General features: G+C 71.1%; 15 protein-coding genes. 12 read left to right on the top strand and 3 right to left on the bottom strand.

All coding sequences use genetic code 11. From position 1 onward, the window contains the following. The first annotated feature begins 22 nt into the window (after positions 1-22). The 11 genes from mshD (at position 23) to pstB (ending at position 11,895) form a co-directional block, all read left to right on the top strand. Entirely contained in the window at positions 23-934 is a 912-nt protein-coding gene (gene mshD, locus EAO76_RS19140; protein WP_148837124.1) for a mycothiol synthase, read from the top strand. Between the two features lie 109 nt (positions 935-1,043). Further along, positions 1,044-1,451, top strand: coding sequence for a GntR family transcriptional regulator (locus EAO76_RS19135; RefSeq protein WP_148837123.1), 408 nt, complete (start codon positions 1,044-1,046; stop codon positions 1,449-1,451). After that, complete coding sequence (locus EAO76_RS19130; RefSeq protein WP_148837122.1) at positions 1,451-2,347, top strand: ABC transporter ATP-binding protein; 897 nt, start codon at positions 1,451-1,453, stop codon at positions 2,345-2,347. Before EAO76_RS19135 ends, EAO76_RS19130 begins: the two co-directional genes overlap by 1 nt. Then, a complete protein-coding gene (locus EAO76_RS19125; RefSeq protein WP_148837121.1) occupies positions 2,344-3,324 on the top strand; it encodes an ABC transporter permease in 981 nt (326 codons plus the stop codon). The genes EAO76_RS19130 and EAO76_RS19125 overlap by 4 nt, the downstream gene beginning before the upstream one ends. A gap of 281 nt (positions 3,325-3,605) precedes the next feature. Beyond that, positions 3,606-5,861: an RNA degradosome polyphosphate kinase gene (locus EAO76_RS19120; protein WP_148837120.1), complete on the top strand. Its 2,256-nt coding sequence runs from the start codon at positions 3,606-3,608 to the stop codon at positions 5,859-5,861. Further along, positions 5,848-6,840: a CHAD domain-containing protein gene (locus EAO76_RS19115; protein ID WP_148837119.1), complete on the top strand. Its 993-nt coding sequence runs from the start codon at positions 5,848-5,850 to the stop codon at positions 6,838-6,840. The genes EAO76_RS19120 and EAO76_RS19115 overlap by 14 nt, the downstream gene beginning before the upstream one ends. A gap of 125 nt (positions 6,841-6,965) precedes the next feature. Next, on the top strand, positions 6,966-7,391 hold the full coding sequence (locus tag EAO76_RS19110; protein ID WP_262375618.1) for an NUDIX hydrolase: 426 nt from the start codon (positions 6,966-6,968) through the stop codon (positions 7,389-7,391). Positions 7,392-7,709: 318 nt separating this feature from the next. After that, positions 7,710-8,843: a phosphate ABC transporter substrate-binding protein PstS gene (gene pstS / locus EAO76_RS19105; RefSeq protein WP_148837117.1), complete on the top strand. Its 1,134-nt coding sequence runs from the start codon at positions 7,710-7,712 to the stop codon at positions 8,841-8,843. A gap of 170 nt (positions 8,844-9,013) precedes the next feature. After that, positions 9,014-10,009 (top strand): phosphate ABC transporter permease subunit PstC, encoded by a 996-nt coding sequence (pstC, locus tag EAO76_RS19100; RefSeq protein WP_148837116.1) that lies wholly within the window; start codon positions 9,014-9,016, stop codon positions 10,007-10,009. Beyond that, positions 10,006-11,091 carry a phosphate ABC transporter permease PstA gene (gene pstA, locus EAO76_RS19095; protein ID WP_148837115.1) on the top strand — a complete coding sequence of 362 codons (1,086 nt, stop codon included), beginning with the start codon at positions 10,006-10,008 and terminating at the stop codon, positions 11,089-11,091. The genes pstC and pstA overlap by 4 nt, the downstream gene beginning before the upstream one ends. Positions 11,092-11,118: 27 nt before the next feature. After that, positions 11,119-11,895 carry a phosphate ABC transporter ATP-binding protein PstB gene (gene pstB / locus EAO76_RS19090; protein ID WP_148837114.1) on the top strand — a complete coding sequence of 259 codons (777 nt, stop codon included), beginning with the start codon at positions 11,119-11,121 and terminating at the stop codon, positions 11,893-11,895. A gap of 226 nt (positions 11,896-12,121) precedes the next feature. Here pstB and EAO76_RS19085 read toward each other — a convergent pair whose 3' ends face one another. Beyond that, positions 12,122-13,120: an inorganic phosphate transporter gene (locus EAO76_RS19085; RefSeq protein ID WP_148837113.1), complete on the bottom strand. Its 999-nt coding sequence runs from the start codon at positions 13,118-13,120 to the stop codon at positions 12,122-12,124. Between the two features lie 5 nt (positions 13,121-13,125). After that, on the bottom strand, positions 13,126-13,746 hold the full coding sequence (locus tag EAO76_RS19080; protein ID WP_148837112.1) for a DUF47 domain-containing protein: 621 nt from the start codon (positions 13,744-13,746) through the stop codon (positions 13,126-13,128). A 200-nt stretch (positions 13,747-13,946) separates the two neighbouring features. Between EAO76_RS19080 and EAO76_RS19075 the strand changes: the two genes are divergently transcribed. Beyond that, the gene (locus EAO76_RS19075; protein ID WP_148837111.1) at positions 13,947-14,303 is read left to right on the top strand and encodes a metal-sensitive transcriptional regulator; all 357 of its coding nucleotides are present in this window, start codon (positions 13,947-13,949) and stop codon (positions 14,301-14,303) included. Between the two features lie 36 nt (positions 14,304-14,339). Here EAO76_RS19075 and EAO76_RS19070 read toward each other — a convergent pair whose 3' ends face one another. Further along, positions 14,340-14,531: a hypothetical protein gene (locus EAO76_RS19070; protein WP_148837415.1), complete on the bottom strand. Its 192-nt coding sequence runs from the start codon at positions 14,529-14,531 to the stop codon at positions 14,340-14,342. Positions 14,532-14,738: the final 207 nt, after the last annotated feature.

The following is a 14,738-nucleotide window of genomic DNA, read 5'->3' as shown; positions in this document are numbered from 1 at the left end:
GACCATCGAGGCGCTCAACAAGATCGACCTCGACGTGACGACCGTGGGCAACCACGAGTTCGACGAGCTCTCCCCCGAGCAGGCCGCAGCCGTGTCGGACCTGCTCGCGGAGGCGGCCCGGTCCGACGGCAGGCAGGCCGTGTCCGAGCAGGGGCGGCTGCAGTTGCGGGGCGGGCGGCGGGAGGGCGTGCGGCACCTGCTGCTCGTCAGCGGAACCACCCTGGTCGGATACGCGCAGCTGGAGGACACCGACCCCGTCGAGGCCCCGGCCGCCGAGCTGGTCGTGCACCCGGCGTACCGCGGGCAGGGGCACGGGCGGGCGCTGGGCGCGGCGCTGCTCGCCACGACCGGGAAGCGGCTGCGGGTGTGGGCGCACGGCGGAAAGTCCGCGGCGCGGCACCTCGCCCAGGTCCTCGGCCTCTCGCTCTTCCGCGAACTGCGGCAGCTGCGGCGCCCGTTGGTGCCGCTGGACATCGCGGAGCCGGTGCTGCCGCCCGGCGTCACGATCCGCACCTTCGTGCCCGGCGAGGACGACGCCGCCTGGCTCGCGGTGAACCGTGCCGCCTTCGCCCACCACCCGGAGCAGGGCTCGCTGACCCAGCGCGACCTGGACGACCGCAAGGCGGAACCCTGGTTCGACCCGAAGGGCTTCTTCCTGGCCGAGCGCGACGGCGAGCTGATCGGCTTCCACTGGACGAAGGTGCACGCCGAGGAGCAGCTCGGCGAGGTGTACGTGGTCGGCATCCGGCCCGACGCACAGGGCGGCGGGCTCGGCAAGGCGCTCACCGCGATCGGGCTGCGCCACCTGGCCGCCGAGGGGCTGCCGACCGCGATGCTCTACGTGGACGCGGACAACAAGGCGGCCCTGGCCGTCTACGAGCGGATGGGCTTCGCCACGCACGAGGTGGACCTGATGTACCGCACGGAGTCCTGAGCCGGGTACGGCGCTCAGGGCGGATCGGCTTCCCCGGGAGGGCGGCGTTCCTTGACGCCGCCCTCTTCTTGCGCCACCCTTTCACTACTCAATTAGTGAAAGGGTGGAAATGGCAGAGTCCGCAGCGGTCGAGTACCGCATCGACCGGCGCAGCGGCGTCGCCACGTACCTCCAGATCGTCCAGCAGACCAAGCAGGCTCTCCGTCTCGGTCTGCTGGAGCCCGGCGACCGCCTGCCCACCGCGCGCGAGGTCGTCGAGGCCACCGCCATCAACCCGAACACCGTGCTCAAGGCATACCGGGAGCTGGAGCGCGAGGGGCTCGTCGAGGCACGGCGCGGACTGGGCACCTTCGTCACCCGGGGCCTCGGCGGCGCGGCGGCCGCCGATGACGCGCCGTTGCGCGCCGAACTCGCCGACTGGACCCGCCGGGCCCGCGCGGCCGGGCTGGAGAAGGACGACGTGAGCGCGCTCTTCACCGCCGTACTGGACAGTACTTTCGAGGGGGATCGAGCCTGATGACAGGCTTTGCGATCGAGGCCGCCGGCCTCGGAATGAAGTACCGGGGCAGAGGCGGGGCCCTGGCCCTGCGCGACTGTTCCTTCCGGCTGCCCGCCGGGCGGGTGTGCGCCCTCGTCGGTCCCAACGGGGCGGGCAAGTCCACCCTGCTCTCCCTCGCGGCCGGGCTCCTGCGCCCGTCCGGGGGTTCGCTGCGCATCCTGGGCACGTCCCCGGGGGAGGCGCGTGCGCGCGTGGCCCACGTGGCCCAGGACAGACCTCTGTATCCACGGCTGACGGTCGCCGAGACACTCTGGGCGGGCGCCGAGCTGAACGCCGCCACCTGGGACCGGGACATCGCCGAGCGCATCGCCGACCCCCTCCCGGCGAGCACCAGGGTCCGCGCCCTGTCCGGCGGTCAGCGCACCCGGCTCGCCCTCGCCCTCGCCCTCGGCAAGCGGCCCGAACTGCTGCTGCTGGACGAACCGATGGCCGACCTCGACCCACTCGCCCGGCACCGGCTGATGGGTGTGCTGATGGCCGAGGCCGCCGAGCGCGCCACCACCATCGTGATGTCCTCGCACATCCTCACCGAGCTGGAGGGCGTCTGCGACTACCTCCTCCTCGTCGACGGCGGCCGCGTCCGTCTCGGCGGAGAGACGGACGACCTGCTCGCCGCGCACACCCTGCTCACCGGTCCCGTGCGGGACCTCGCCCCGCACACCGTGGTCGAGTCCCGCACCACGGGACGGCGGCAGACCGCACTCGTCCGGCGGGAGGGACCGGTCGACGCGGCCTCCGGCTGGGAGACCGCCGAGCCGTCGCTGGAAGAACTGCTGCTGGCGCACCTGAGGGCACCCGACGTACCCGCGCTGCTCACCCCGAGCGCGGCGACCGACCGGGCGGTGGCCGCATGAGCGTCACCGCCGCGCGCATCCGTGCCGTGCCCGCCGAACTGCGGGCCCCCGTAAAGGTCCTGGTCCACCAGCACCGCCGTTCGCTGTGGGCGGCCTGCGCACTCCTGGTCCTGGGCATCGCCCTCGTGGTGGGACTCCGGATCTGGGTCGCCACCTCGTACGAGCGCTGCGCCGACGGCGACACCACGCGCTGCGGCGACGGCACCTACCTGCCCACCTACGCCCGCACCACCGCCGAGACGTATCTGGCGGACGGCGGGACCGCCGTCCTGGTGCTCGCCGGGCTCATCGGTGTCTTCACAGCAGGTCCGCTGATCGCCCGCGAGCTGGAGAGCGGCACCTTCCGGTTCGTCTGGGCCCAGTCGGTGTCGCCCGCCCGGTGGCTGGCGGCCCGGATCGCGCTGCCCGCGGTCCTGGCCGCCGCCGGGACGACCGTCCTGGTCCTCGTCTACCGGTGGGGCCGGTCGGCCCTGCGGGGCGACACCCGGGAACTCGGCTGGTACGCGAGCGGGGTCCACCCCGCCCTCGGCCCGACCGCCGTCGCGTACGCCCTGCTGGCCGTGGCCGTCGGTGCGCTGTGCGCCGTCCTGGTCCGCCGCACGCTCCTGTCCATGGGTCTCACCGCGGTCGTCCTGGGCACCGTCATGCTGGGGTTCGGAAAGCGCCGCCACGAGCTCTGGCCGACGGTCCGCGTCCTGGGCCGCCACACCTGGGAAGGCAGCCCCTGGATCGTCGAAACGGGCATGCTCACCCCGTCCGGCCGGGAGCTCTACTGGAAGGACTGCTTCGGGCGGGGGCTGAGCCCCGACGAGCACGCCAGTTGCCTGACCGACCGGGGTGGGGTCACGCTCTTCACCGACTACCATCCGGCCTCGCACTTCTGGCCGCTGCAACTCGTCGAGAGCACCATCCTGCTCGCCCTCGCCGCCGTCGCCGTCACCGTCGCCTTCCGCGTCCTGCGCCGCCGCCACGGCTGAGCGGACCGCACGGGGCCGTGCCCGGGCGCCTCCGGGCACCCGGGCACGGCCACACCGCTTCCTGCACGTCATGTCGCCGTTACCGGCCATTCAGAAGCGCTTGCCAATCTTTCAGGATGCAGCCAGCTGTGCCGACCCCCCGCAACGGGAGAGATCCCGGCGGCGACCGCGCGAACCCGACGGGCCGTGCGGGCCGTGCGAGCGCCGTGAGCCCCGCGTTTCCCGCGATCTCCGCCCCCTCCGGCGCGCCCTTCGAGCCATCCGCGCGGAACAATGGGTCCATGAGCCAGCAGCCCAGCTCCGAGGTCCCGGTCCAGCCCGCCGTGCAGCCGTCGGTCGGCTCACTCGCCGCGCACCGGCCGCACGCCGTCGCCACCGCTTCCTCCAACGGGGCCGCGCTGTCCACCGCGGCCGACCTGGACCCCGACATCGACAACGACGCCGACGCGTACGAACCCGATGTGGACGGCGACGAGCTGCCCCAGGGCCGTTTCCTGGACCGGGAACGCAGTTGGCTCGCGTTCAACGAACGGGTGCTGGAACTGGCCGAGGACCCGGCGACCCCCCTCCTCGAACGGGCTAATTTCCTCGCCATCTTCGCCTCGAACCTGGACGAGTTCTTCATGGTCCGGGTCGCCGGGCTGAAGCGCCGCATCGCCACCGGTGTCGCCACCCGGTCCGCCTCCGGACTCCAGCCCCGCGAGGTCCTCGACCTGATCTGGACCCGCTCGCGCGAGCTCATGGCCCGGCACGCCGCCTGCTACCAGCAGGACATCGCCCCCGCCCTGTCCGACGAGGGCATCCAGCTGATCCGCTGGCCCGAGCTGACCGAGAAGGAGCAGGCCCGCCTGTTCACCTTCTTCCGGCAGCGCGTCTTCCCCGTGCTGACCCCCCTCGCCGTCGACCCGGCGCACCCCTTCCCGTACATCTCCGGGCTCTCGCTCAACCTCGCCGTCGTCGTGCGCAACCCGGTCAGCGGCCACCGCCACTTCGCCCGGGTCAAGGTGCCGCCGCTGCTGACCCGCTTCCTGGAGGCGTCACCGCAGCGGTACGTGCCCATAGAGGACGTGATCGCCGCCCACCTCGAAGAGCTCTTCCCGGGCATGGAGGTCCTCGCCCACCACATGTTCCGGGTCACCAGGAACGAGGACCTGGAGGTCGAGGAGGACGACGCCGAGAACCTCCTCAAGGCCCTGGAGAAGGAACTCATGCGGCGCCGCTTCGGCCCGCCGGTCCGCCTGGAGGTCGAGGAATCCATCGACCCGTACGTGCTCGACCTGCTGGTCCGCGAGCTGAAGGTGTCCGACGCCGAGGTCTACCCGCTGCCCGGACCGCTCGACCTCACCGGGCTGTTCGGCATAGCCTCCCTGGACCGGCCCGAGCTGAAGTACCCCAAGTTCGTCGCCGGCACCCACCGCGACCTCGCCGAGGTCGAATCCGCCTCCGCGCCCGACATCTTCGCCGCGCTGCGCGAACGCGACGTGCTCCTGCACCACCCCTACGACTCGTTCTCCACCTCCGTCCAGGCCTTCCTGGAACAGGCGGCGAGCGACCCCGACGTCCTCGCCATCAAGCAGACGCTGTACCGGACGTCGGGCGACTCACCGATAGTGGACGCCCTGATCGACGCCGCCGAATCCGGCAAGCAGGTCCTCGTCCTCGTCGAGATCAAGGCCCGCTTCGACGAGCAGGCCAACATCAAGTGGGCCCGCAAGCTGGAGGAGGCCGGCTGCCACGTCGTCTACGGACTCGTCGGCCTCAAGACCCACTGCAAGCTCTCGCTGGTCGTCCGGCAGGAGGGCGACACGCTGCGCCGCTACTCCCACGTCGGCACCGGCAACTACCACCCCAAGACGGCCCGGCTGTACGAGGACCTCGGCCTGCTGACCGCGGACCCGCAGGTCGGCGCGGACCTCTCCGACCTCTTCAACCGGCTCTCCGGCTACTCCCGCCGCGAGACCTACCGCCGCCTCCTGGTCGCGCCGAAGTCCCTGCGCGACGGGCTGATCGCGCGGATCAACAAGGAGATCACCCACCAGCGGGCCGGGCGGACCGCCTACGTCCGCATCAAGGTCAACTCGATGGTCGACGAAGCGATCGTCGACGCCTGCTACCGGGCCGCGATGGCCGGCGTGCCGGTGGACATCTGGGTGCGCGGGATCTGCGCGATCCGCCCCGGCGTCACCGGCCTCTCCGAGAACATCCGGGTCCGCTCCGTCCTGGGCCGCTTCCTCGAACACTCCCGGGTCTTCGCCTTCGGCAACGGCGGCGAACCCGAAGTGTGGTTCGGCAGCGCCGACATGATGCACCGCAACCTCGACCGCCGGATCGAAGCACTGGTCCGGGTCACCGACCCCGCCCATCGCGCCGCGCTCAGCCGTCTCCTGGAGACCGGCATGGCCGACACCACCTCCTCCTGGCACCTGGGTCCCGACGGGAACTGGACCCGGCACTCCACGGACGCGGAGGGCCAACCGCTGCGGCACGTACAGGAAATGCTCATTGACGCCCGGAGGCGCCGGCGTGCGACGCCATGACCACCAGACGACACAGGCGGACCTCACGGCGGGCGCGGTGCTCGCGCCCTACCTCCAGGAGCAGGCCGCCGAATTCCTCCGCAGCCTGCGCCTGCACCGCGAGAGCAGCGCCCCCACCGACGCCGGCGGCCTCGGCGCCGAGCAGGCCTCCGTGGCGCTGCGCCGCTCGGCCCGCCGGATCAGCGGCACGCTGCACACCTTCCGGGCGACGCTGGACACCGCCTGGGCCGAGCAGCTGCGCACCGAACTGGCCTGGCTCTCGGGCACCCTGGCCCGGGAACACGCCTACGCGACCCGGCTGAACCGGCTCCTCGAAGCGCTGCACGCGCTGTCCGGCACCTCGCTGCCCGCCGCCCGCAAGGGCTCCGGCACCGCCGGGGACAAGGAGCGCGCCGCCCTCGGTGTCGGCGCCGCCCGCGCCGGGGCGCTCCTCGAACGGCAGCTGACCCTCGCCCGGACCCGCGCCCACTCCGCGGCGCTCCAGGCGCTCGGCTCCGCCCGCTTCCACGCGGTGGCCGACGCCGTGGCCCTGCTCGCCTCGGAGGTGCCGCTCGCCGCCTCGGCCGGGGCCCCGGCCGAGGAGATGCTGCACGGCCCCGCCGACCGGGCCGAACAGCAGCTGCTCGGCGCGGTGGCGGCGCTCCCCTCGGACAAGACGGCCGAGCCGTACAACGAGGCGCAGGACGCGCCCTGGCACCGGGCCCGGCTGCTGCTGCGGCTGCACCGGTACGCCCACGAGGTGGTGCGGGGCGCCCCCGATCCGGTCCTGACCGCGGCGGGCCGCGCGCTGGATCTGCACCGGGACGCGGCGGAGGCCGCCGCGGCGGCCTCGTCGGCGGCCCGCACCCCCCGTATCGCCCCCGCCACCGCGTACGCCCTCGGGGTGCTCCACGCCGACCAGCGGCACGAGGTGGAGGCGGCCCGCGGCGTGTTCCGGGAGAGCTGGCCGTACGCCTCCGCGGCCGTGACCGGGTCATGAGCGGGCCCGGCGGCCACGGCACCACGGGCCGCCCCGCCGCCCACGACCGGGACCACGCCCCGGACCCGTCCGGTCGTGCCCGGGAATCGTCCGGGCGTGTCCGGCGCGCCCGCAAGCACGGGCCGGTGCTCGCCGCGGGGTGCGTGCTGTGGCGGCGTGCCGAGCGCTCCGGCGAGCTGGAGATCTGCCTGGTCCACCGGCCCCGCTACGACGACTGGTCGCACCCCAAGGGGAAGCTGAAGCGCGGCGAGCCGGCCCTGGACGCCGCCCGGCGCGAGGTGCTGGAGGAGACCGGCCACCACTGCGTGCCCGGCGCCCCGCTGCCCACGGTCCACTACCTCGTCGACGGCCGCCCCAAGGAGGTCTCCTACTGGGCCGCCGAGGCGGCCGGCGGCGCCTTCGTGCCCGGCAGCGAGGTGGACCGGGTGTGCTGGCTCCCCTTCTCGGCGGCCCGCGCCCGGCTCACCCGGGACCGCGACCGGGACGTGCTCGACGCCCTGCTCACCGCCCTGCCCGACGGCCGCCCCGGCCACCGCCCGTCCGACGCCTGAGTCCGACGCCCGGGGCCGCGCCCGTCCGACGTCTGAGTCCGACGTCTGAGTTCCGGCGCCCGGGGCCGCGCCCGTCCGGCCGGGCGGACCGGACGACCGCGCGACCGGGGGAAATCCCGTGTCCCGGCGCCCGGCGCGCCGGAACCACGTCGCCCCGCACGGTTCACCTTCCGTTCACTCTCCCCCGTAGGCCGCTTCACCTGTCCTGCCTAACTTCGGCGGTGCACGGTGCGCGGCGCGAGGCCGGAGCACCCACCACATCGCACGCCGTCGTAAGAACGAAAAGACCTCGGCGGCTCCTGGAAGGAACACCCGAAAGTGAAGCTTCAGCGCAAGAACCGGCTTCGTGCCACCGCGCTCGGTGCCCTCGCCGTCTCCGGCGCCCTGGTCCTCACGGCGTGCGGTTCGGACGACAACAGCGGTTCCACCGGTGGCAACGGCGGCAAGACGAGCGCCGCGTCGAACATCAAGTGCGACGACGCCAAGGGCCAGCTCCTCGCCTCCGGCTCCAGCGCGCAGAAGAACGCCATGGACCTCTGGGTCAAGAACTACATGGCGGGCTGCTCCGGCGTCGAGGTCAACTACAAGTCGTCGTCCTCCGGCGAGGGCATCATCGCCTTCAACCAGGGCACCGTCGGCTTCGCCGGTTCCGACTCGGCGCTGAAGCCCGAGGAGGTCGCCGAGTCGAAGAAGATGTGCAAGGGCGGCCAGGGCATCAACCTCCCGATGGTCGGCGGCCCGATCGCCATCGGTTACCACCTGGAGGGCGTCGACAACCTGACGCTGGACGCCCCCACGCTCGCCAAGATCTTCGACACCAAGATCAAGAAGTGGAACGACCCGGCGATCGCCAAGCTCAACAGCGGCGTCAAGCTCCCGGACAAGGACATCCAGGCCTTCCACCGCTCCGAGGACTCCGGCACCACGCAGAACCTCGGCAAGTACCTCGGTGCCGCCGCCCCGAACGACTGGAAGTACGAGGCCGAGAAGAAGTGGCCGGCCCCCCAGGGCCAGGCCGCGTCCGGCTCCTCCGGTGTCGCCGCCCAGGTGAAGCAGGTCGACGGCGCGATCGGCTACTTCGAGCTCAGCTACGCCACCTCGCAGTCGATCTCCACCGTCGACATCGACACCGGTGGCGCCGCCCCGGTCGAGGCCACCTCGGAGAACGCCTCCAAGGCCATCGCCGCCGCCAAGATCAAGGGCACCGGCAAGGACCTGGCCCTGGAGCTGGACTACACCACCAAGGCCGAGGGCGCCTACCCGATCGTCCTGGTGACCTACGAGGTCGTCTGCGACAAGGGCAACAAGGCCGAGACCCTCTCCACGGTCAAGTCCTTCCTGAACTACACCGCCGGTGACGAGGGCCAGAAGCTCCTCACCGAGGCCGGTTACGCGCCGATCCCGGCGGAGATCAACGCCAAGGTCCGCGAGACCATCGCGTCCCTCTCGTAAGCACGTCCCGCAAGCAACCGAGTACGCCGCCGGGCACACGGCCCGGCGGCCCCCGGGGCAACACCCGGCGGACCGGTCCGGCGCACCCCTCCGGACCGGCCGCCACCACCCATCCGGTGCACCGCCGCCAGGGGAGCCGACGCCGCTCCCCCACACAGACCGGAAAGACCATGGCTTCCACCACACCGATAGACACGCCGCCGGCCTCGCCGCCGGCGCGCGAGCGCACCGGTCAGAAGACCGGACGCGCGGGCGACAAGGTCTTCCTGAGCCTCTCGACCGGCTCGGGCGTACTGCTGCTCGTGATCATGGCGTCGATCGCCGTGTTCCTCACCTACCGCGCCTCGATCGCCATCTCCGAGAACGAGGGCAACTTCTTCACCACCCTCGACTGGAACCCGGCCGGCGACCCGCCGGTCTTCGGCATCGCGGTCCTCCTCTTCGGCACCGTCGTCAGCTCGATCATCGCGATGGTCATCGCCGTCCCGGTCGCCGTCGGCATCGCCCTGTTCATCTCGCACTACGCGCCGCGCAAGCTGGCCGCGCCCCTCGCCTACGTCGTCGACCTGCTCGCCGCAGTGCCGAGCATCGTGTACGGCATCTGGGGCGCCCTCTTCCTCGTGCCGTACCTGGAGGGCCTGAACCTCTGGCTCGACCAGGTCTTCGGCTGGACGTACCTCTTCGACAAGACCGAGGTCGGCGTCGCCCGCTCGCTCTTCACCGTCGGCATCCTGCTCGCGATCATGATCCTGCCGATCGTGACCAGCGTCAGCCGCGAGGTCTTCCTCCAGGTCCCGAGGATGAACGAGGAGGCCGCCCTCGCGCTGGGCGCGACCCGCTGGGAGGTCATCCGCCTCTCGGTGCTGCCCTTCGGCCGCTCCGGCGTGATCTCCGCCTCGATGCTGGGCCTGGGCCGGGCGCTCGGCGAGACGATGGCCGTCGCCACGGTCCTGTCGCCGAGCTTCGTCATCTCCGCGCACCTGCTCAACCCGGGCGGGGGCACGTTCGCCCAGAACATCGCCGCGAAGTTCGACGAGGCCGACCAGTTCGGACGCGACGCACTGATCGCCTCGGGCCTCGTCCTCTTCGTCCTCACCCTGCTGGTCAACGGCGCGGCCCGGCTCATCATCGCCCGCCGCAAGGAGTACTCGGGGGCCAACGCATGAGCCAGGCAGTGAACACCGACATCCAGGAGCGGCCCGCCCCGGCGGCGCCCGCCCGCCCGAACGCTCTGAGCAGCCGGGCGCTCCCCCGCTGGGCCCCGCTCGCCTTCGCGGCCGTCGCGATCACGCTGGGCGTGGGCATCGGCGCCGCGGCCGGCTGGCAGAGCCGCACCCAGTGGGGCCTGTTCTCCGCCCTGCTCTTCGTGGTCATCTCGTACGTCACGACCTCGGTCGTCGAGAACCGGCGCCAGGCCAAGGACCGGCTCGCCACCAGCATCGTCTGGGTGTGCTTCCTGCTCGCCGTCGCGCCGCTCGCCTCGCTCCTGTGGACGACGGTCAGCCGCGGCGCGGAGCGCCTGGACGGGTACTTCCTGAGCCACTCGATGGGCGGGGTGCTCGGCTCCGACGCGACCGGCGGTGTCTACCACGCGCTGATCGGGACGCTGGAGCAGGTCGGCATCGCCACCGTGATCTCCGCCCCCCTCGGCATGCTGACCGCCGTCTACCTGGTGGAGTACGGCAAGGGCGCCCTGGCCAAGGCCGTGACCTTCTTCGTCGACGTCATGACGGGCATCCCGTCCATCGTCGCGGGCCTCTTCATCCTCTCCATCATGCTGATGGCGAAGATCCAGCCGTCCGGTCTGATGGGTGCGCTGGCGCTCACGATCCTGATGATCCCGGTCGTGGTCCGCTCCACCGAGGAGATGCTCAAGCTCGTCCCGAACGAGCTGCGCGAGGCCTCCCTCGCCCTCGGCATCCCGAAGTGGCGCACCATCCTGAAGGTGGTCCTCCCGACCGCGATCGGCGGCATCACCACCGGTGTGATGCTCGCGATCGCCCGTATCGCCGGTGAGACCGCGCCGATCATGCTGCTGGTCTTCGGCAGCCAGCTGATCAACCCGAACCCGTTCCAGGGTGCACAGTCCTCGCTCCCCTTCTACATCTGGGAGCAGTACAAGGTCGGTACCGACCAGTCGTACGACCGTGCCTGGGCCGCCGCGCTGGTCCTGATCGCCTTCGTCATGATCCTCAACCTGGTGGCCCGCGGCATCGCCCGCTGGAAGGCCCCGAAGACCGGCCGCTGACGCGGCACGAAAGAAGCAGTGATTCAGATGGCCAAGCGCATCGACGTCAGCGGCCTGTCCGCCTACTACGGCTCCCACCTCGCCATCGAGGACATCTCGATGACCGTGGAGCCCCGCTCCGTGACCGCCTTCATCGGCCCGTCCGGCTGCGGCAAGTCCACCTTCCTGCGCACCCTGAACCGCATGCACGAGGTCACCCCCGGTGGCCGCGTCGAGGGCAAGGTGCTGCTGGACGACGAGAACCTCTACGGGCCGAACGTGGACCCGGTCACCGTGCGCCGCACGGTCGGCATGGTCTTCCAGCGCCCCAACCCGTTCCCGACCATGTCGATCTTCGACAACGTCGCGGCCGGCCTGCGGCTGAACGGCTCGTACAAGAAGAGCGAGCTGTCGGACATCGTCGAGAAGTCCCTGCGCGGCGCCAACCTCTGGAACGAGGTCAAGGACCGGCTGAACAAGCCCGGCTCCGGCCTCTCCGGCGGTCAGCAGCAGCGGCTGTGCATCGCCCGCGCGATCGCCGTCGAGCCGGACGTGCTGCTGATGGACGAGCCGTGCTCCGCCCTGGACCCGATCTCCACCCTCGCCATCGAGGACCTGATCGGCGAGCTGAAGGAGCGCTTCACGATCGTCATCGTGACGCACAACATGCAGCAGGCGGCCCGCGTCTCCGACCGCACGGCGTTCTTCAACCTCGCGGCGGTCGGCAAGCCCGGCAAGCTCATCGAGATCGACGAGACGGAGCGGATCTTCTCCAACCCGTCCGTCCAGGCGACCGAGGACTACATCTCGGGCCGCTTCGGATAGGTGCCCGGCAACGGGGCCGAGGTGGGCCGGGGGCATGGGCGGTGACGCCCGGTGGTGGTTCTCCACCGGCGGACCGCCTCCCCCTCCGGCGGACCGGCCCCGTTCCCAGACGGCCTTGAGGTGCTGCATGGCGGTGCCACCGCAAGGCGAAGGGGCCGCCCCCGTCTCCCGCGAGGGAGTGGGGGCGGCCCCGTTTCATACGTGCGGAAACGTCCCGCCGCGACCGTCAGCCGAAGAGCAGCACCACGACGCCGTAGCTCGCGGCGGCGACCAGGGCCGCGGCCGGCATCGTGATGAACCAGCCCAGGATGATGTTCTTGGCGACGCCCCAGCGGACCGCGTTGACCCGCTTCGTGGCGCCCACACCCATGATCGCGGAGGTGATCACGTGCGTCGTGGAGATCGGTGCGTGGAACAGGAACGCCGAGCCGAACATGATCGACGCGCCCGTCGTCTCCGCGGCGAAGCCCTGCGGCGGGTCCAGCTCGATGATCTTGCGGCCGAGCGTGCGCATGATGCGCCAGCCACCCGCGTACGTGCCCAGCGAGAGCATCAGCGCGCAGACCAGCTTCACCCAGACCGGGATCGGGTCGCTCGGGCTCTCCACGTCGGCGATGACCAGGGCCATCACCACGATGCCCATCGTCTTCTGCGCGTCCTGCAGACCGTGGCCGAGCGCCATGCCCGCCGCCGAGACCGTCTGCGCGATCCGGAAACCGCGCTTGGCCTTGTGCGGGTTGGTCTTCCGGAACATCCACATGATCGCGACCATCACCAGATAGCCGACGACCAGACCGATGACCGGCGAGAGGAACATCGGGATGACGATCTTGTCGAGCACCCCGTCCCAGTGCACCAGCGTCCCGCCGGCGAGCGCCGCGCCGACCATGCCGCCGAACAGGGCGTGCGAGGACGAGGAGGGCAGCCCGAAGTACCAGGTGACGAGGTTCCAGATGATCGCGCCGACGAGCGCGGCGAAGAGGATTCCCATCCCCTTCTGGCCCTCGGGCGTCGCGATCAGGCCCTCGCTGACGGTCTTGGCGACACCGCTGCCGAGGAACGCGCCGGCGAGGTTCATCACCGCGGCCATCGCCAGGGCCGCGCGCGGGGTGAGCGCACGCGTGGAGACGGACGTGGCGATGGCGTTCGCCGAGTCGTGGAAGCCGTTCGTATACGTGAAGCCGAGCGCGACCCCGATGGTCACGATCAGCGCAAAGGTGTCCACGTGGTTCAGGACTCCTTGACCGCGATGGTCTCCACCGTGTTGGCGACGTGCTCGAACGCGTCGGCAGCCTCTTCCAGCACGTCCACGATCTGCTTGAGCTTCAGCACCTCGATGGCGTCGTACTTGCCGTTGAAGAGGTGGGCGAGCAGCTTGCGGTGGATCTGGTCCGCCTGGTTCTCCAGGCGGTTCACCTCGATCCAGTACTCGGTGAGGTTGTCCATCGTCCGCAGCCCCGGCATCGCCTCGGCGGTCAGCTCGGCCGCGCGGGCCAGCACCTCGATCTGCTGGGCGATGCCCTTGGGGAGTTCCTCGACCTGATACAGCACGACCAGGTCGACGGCCTCCTCCATGAAGTCCATGATGTCGTCGAGCGACGATGCGAGGTTGTAAATGTCCTCGCGGTCGAACGGCGTGATGAAAGAGGAGTTCAGCTGGTGGAAGATCGCGTGGGTCGCGTCGTCCCCCGCGTGCTCCGCTGCCCGCATGCGCTCCGCGATCTCGGCCCGGGAGGCAGAGTCCGCCCCGAGCAATTCCATCAGGAGTTTCGAGCCCGTGACGATGTTGTCCGCGGACGCGGAGAACATGTCGTAGAAGCTCGTCTCCCTGGGGGTCAGACGAAAGCGCACGTGGGGTCCTCGGGGTGCTTTGGATTCGGTCAGGCTGATGCTAGGCGCATCATCCGGCCACGGCTAACCGGCATTCTTCAGTGTCGCGCATCGAACACCGCGATCGGCACGGGCCCCAGGTCACGTTTCAGAGGAATTCGTTAGGATATACCCACCAGGGGTATATGAACGGCAGGGTAGAGAGAAAACGGGAGGCAGTAATGACCACCACCGAGACCGCCGGGACCACCGCCGCCGCGGAAACCGAACCGGTCGTCACCGATCACGACCACGGCATACACGGCTATCACCACCAGAAGAGCGAGCACCTCAAGCGGCTGCGCCGGATCGAGGGCCAGATCCGCGGACTCCAGCGCATGGTCGACGAGGACGTCTACTGCATCGACATACTGACCCAGGTCTCGGCGTCCACGAAGGCGCTCCAGTCCTTCGCGCTCCAGCTGCTGGAGGAGCACCTGCGGCACTGCGTCGCGGACGCGGCGGTCAAGGGCGGGGAGGAGATCGACGCCAAGGTCGAGGAGGCCACGAAGGCGATCGCCCGGCTGCTGCGCACCTGAGGCCCGGCCGCCCCGCGTCCGCCACGGCCCCGCACCTCACCCCCGGCGATCGCCCTGCCGGGGGACGGCGGCCCGTTCGGCGATCACGCGCACTTCCAGCACCTCGTCGATGCGGTCCGCGCTGAGCCGCTCCCCGATCGCGGCCGAGGCGGCGATCATCAGCTCGCCGCAGAGCTCGATCTCGGCGAGGGCCACATGGTCGGACACGGTCGGCGCGCCGAGCGTCATCACGTCACTCACCTCTCACTGCCGTCGCCGAACTGCCGGTGCCCGCGCCACCGGTGCCCGCCCGGCGGGCATCGCCGGTCCCCGCACCAGCGTAAGGAGCGGACCACGCGTCGCGCATGGCACGGACGGACCATTTCGCACCGCCGGCATGCCCATGCCCGTCCCCTCGGCCCCCGCCGCCCCTCGTCCGCGATCGGCGACCGGCCC

Origin of the sequence: Streptomyces sp. sk2.1 (genome assembly GCF_008120935.1) — a bacterium.
In the GTDB taxonomy this organism is placed as follows: domain Bacteria; phylum Actinomycetota; class Actinomycetes; order Streptomycetales; family Streptomycetaceae; genus Streptomyces.
The sequence above is the reverse complement of the archived record's forward strand: the minus strand, read 5'-3'. Positions and strand labels throughout refer to the sequence as shown.

Bases quoted from the DNA above. Each gene is read 5' to 3' on its own strand.
- EAO76_RS19135 (WP_148837123.1), top strand. From the start codon at position 1,044: ATGGCAGAGTCCGCAGCGGTCGAGTACCGCATCGACCGGCGCAGCGGC.
- EAO76_RS19130 (WP_148837122.1), top strand. From the start codon at position 1,451: ATGACAGGCTTTGCGATCGAGGCCGCCGGCCTCGGAATGAAGTACCGG.
- EAO76_RS19125 (WP_148837121.1), top strand. From the start codon at position 2,344: ATGAGCGTCACCGCCGCGCGCATCCGTGCCGTGCCCGCCGAACTGCGG.
- EAO76_RS19120 (WP_148837120.1), top strand. From the start codon at position 3,606: ATGAGCCAGCAGCCCAGCTCCGAGGTCCCGGTCCAGCCCGCCGTGCAG.
- pstC (WP_148837116.1), top strand. From the start codon at position 9,014: ATGGCTTCCACCACACCGATAGACACGCCGCCGGCCTCGCCGCCGGCG.
- pstA (WP_148837115.1), top strand. From the start codon at position 10,006: ATGAGCCAGGCAGTGAACACCGACATCCAGGAGCGGCCCGCCCCGGCG.
- pstB (WP_148837114.1), top strand. From the start codon at position 11,119: ATGGCCAAGCGCATCGACGTCAGCGGCCTGTCCGCCTACTACGGCTCC.
- EAO76_RS19075 (WP_148837111.1), top strand. From the start codon at position 13,947: ATGACCACCACCGAGACCGCCGGGACCACCGCCGCCGCGGAAACCGAA.
- EAO76_RS19070 (WP_148837415.1), bottom strand. From the start codon at position 14,531: ATGACGCTCGGCGCGCCGACCGTGTCCGACCATGTGGCCCTCGCCGAG.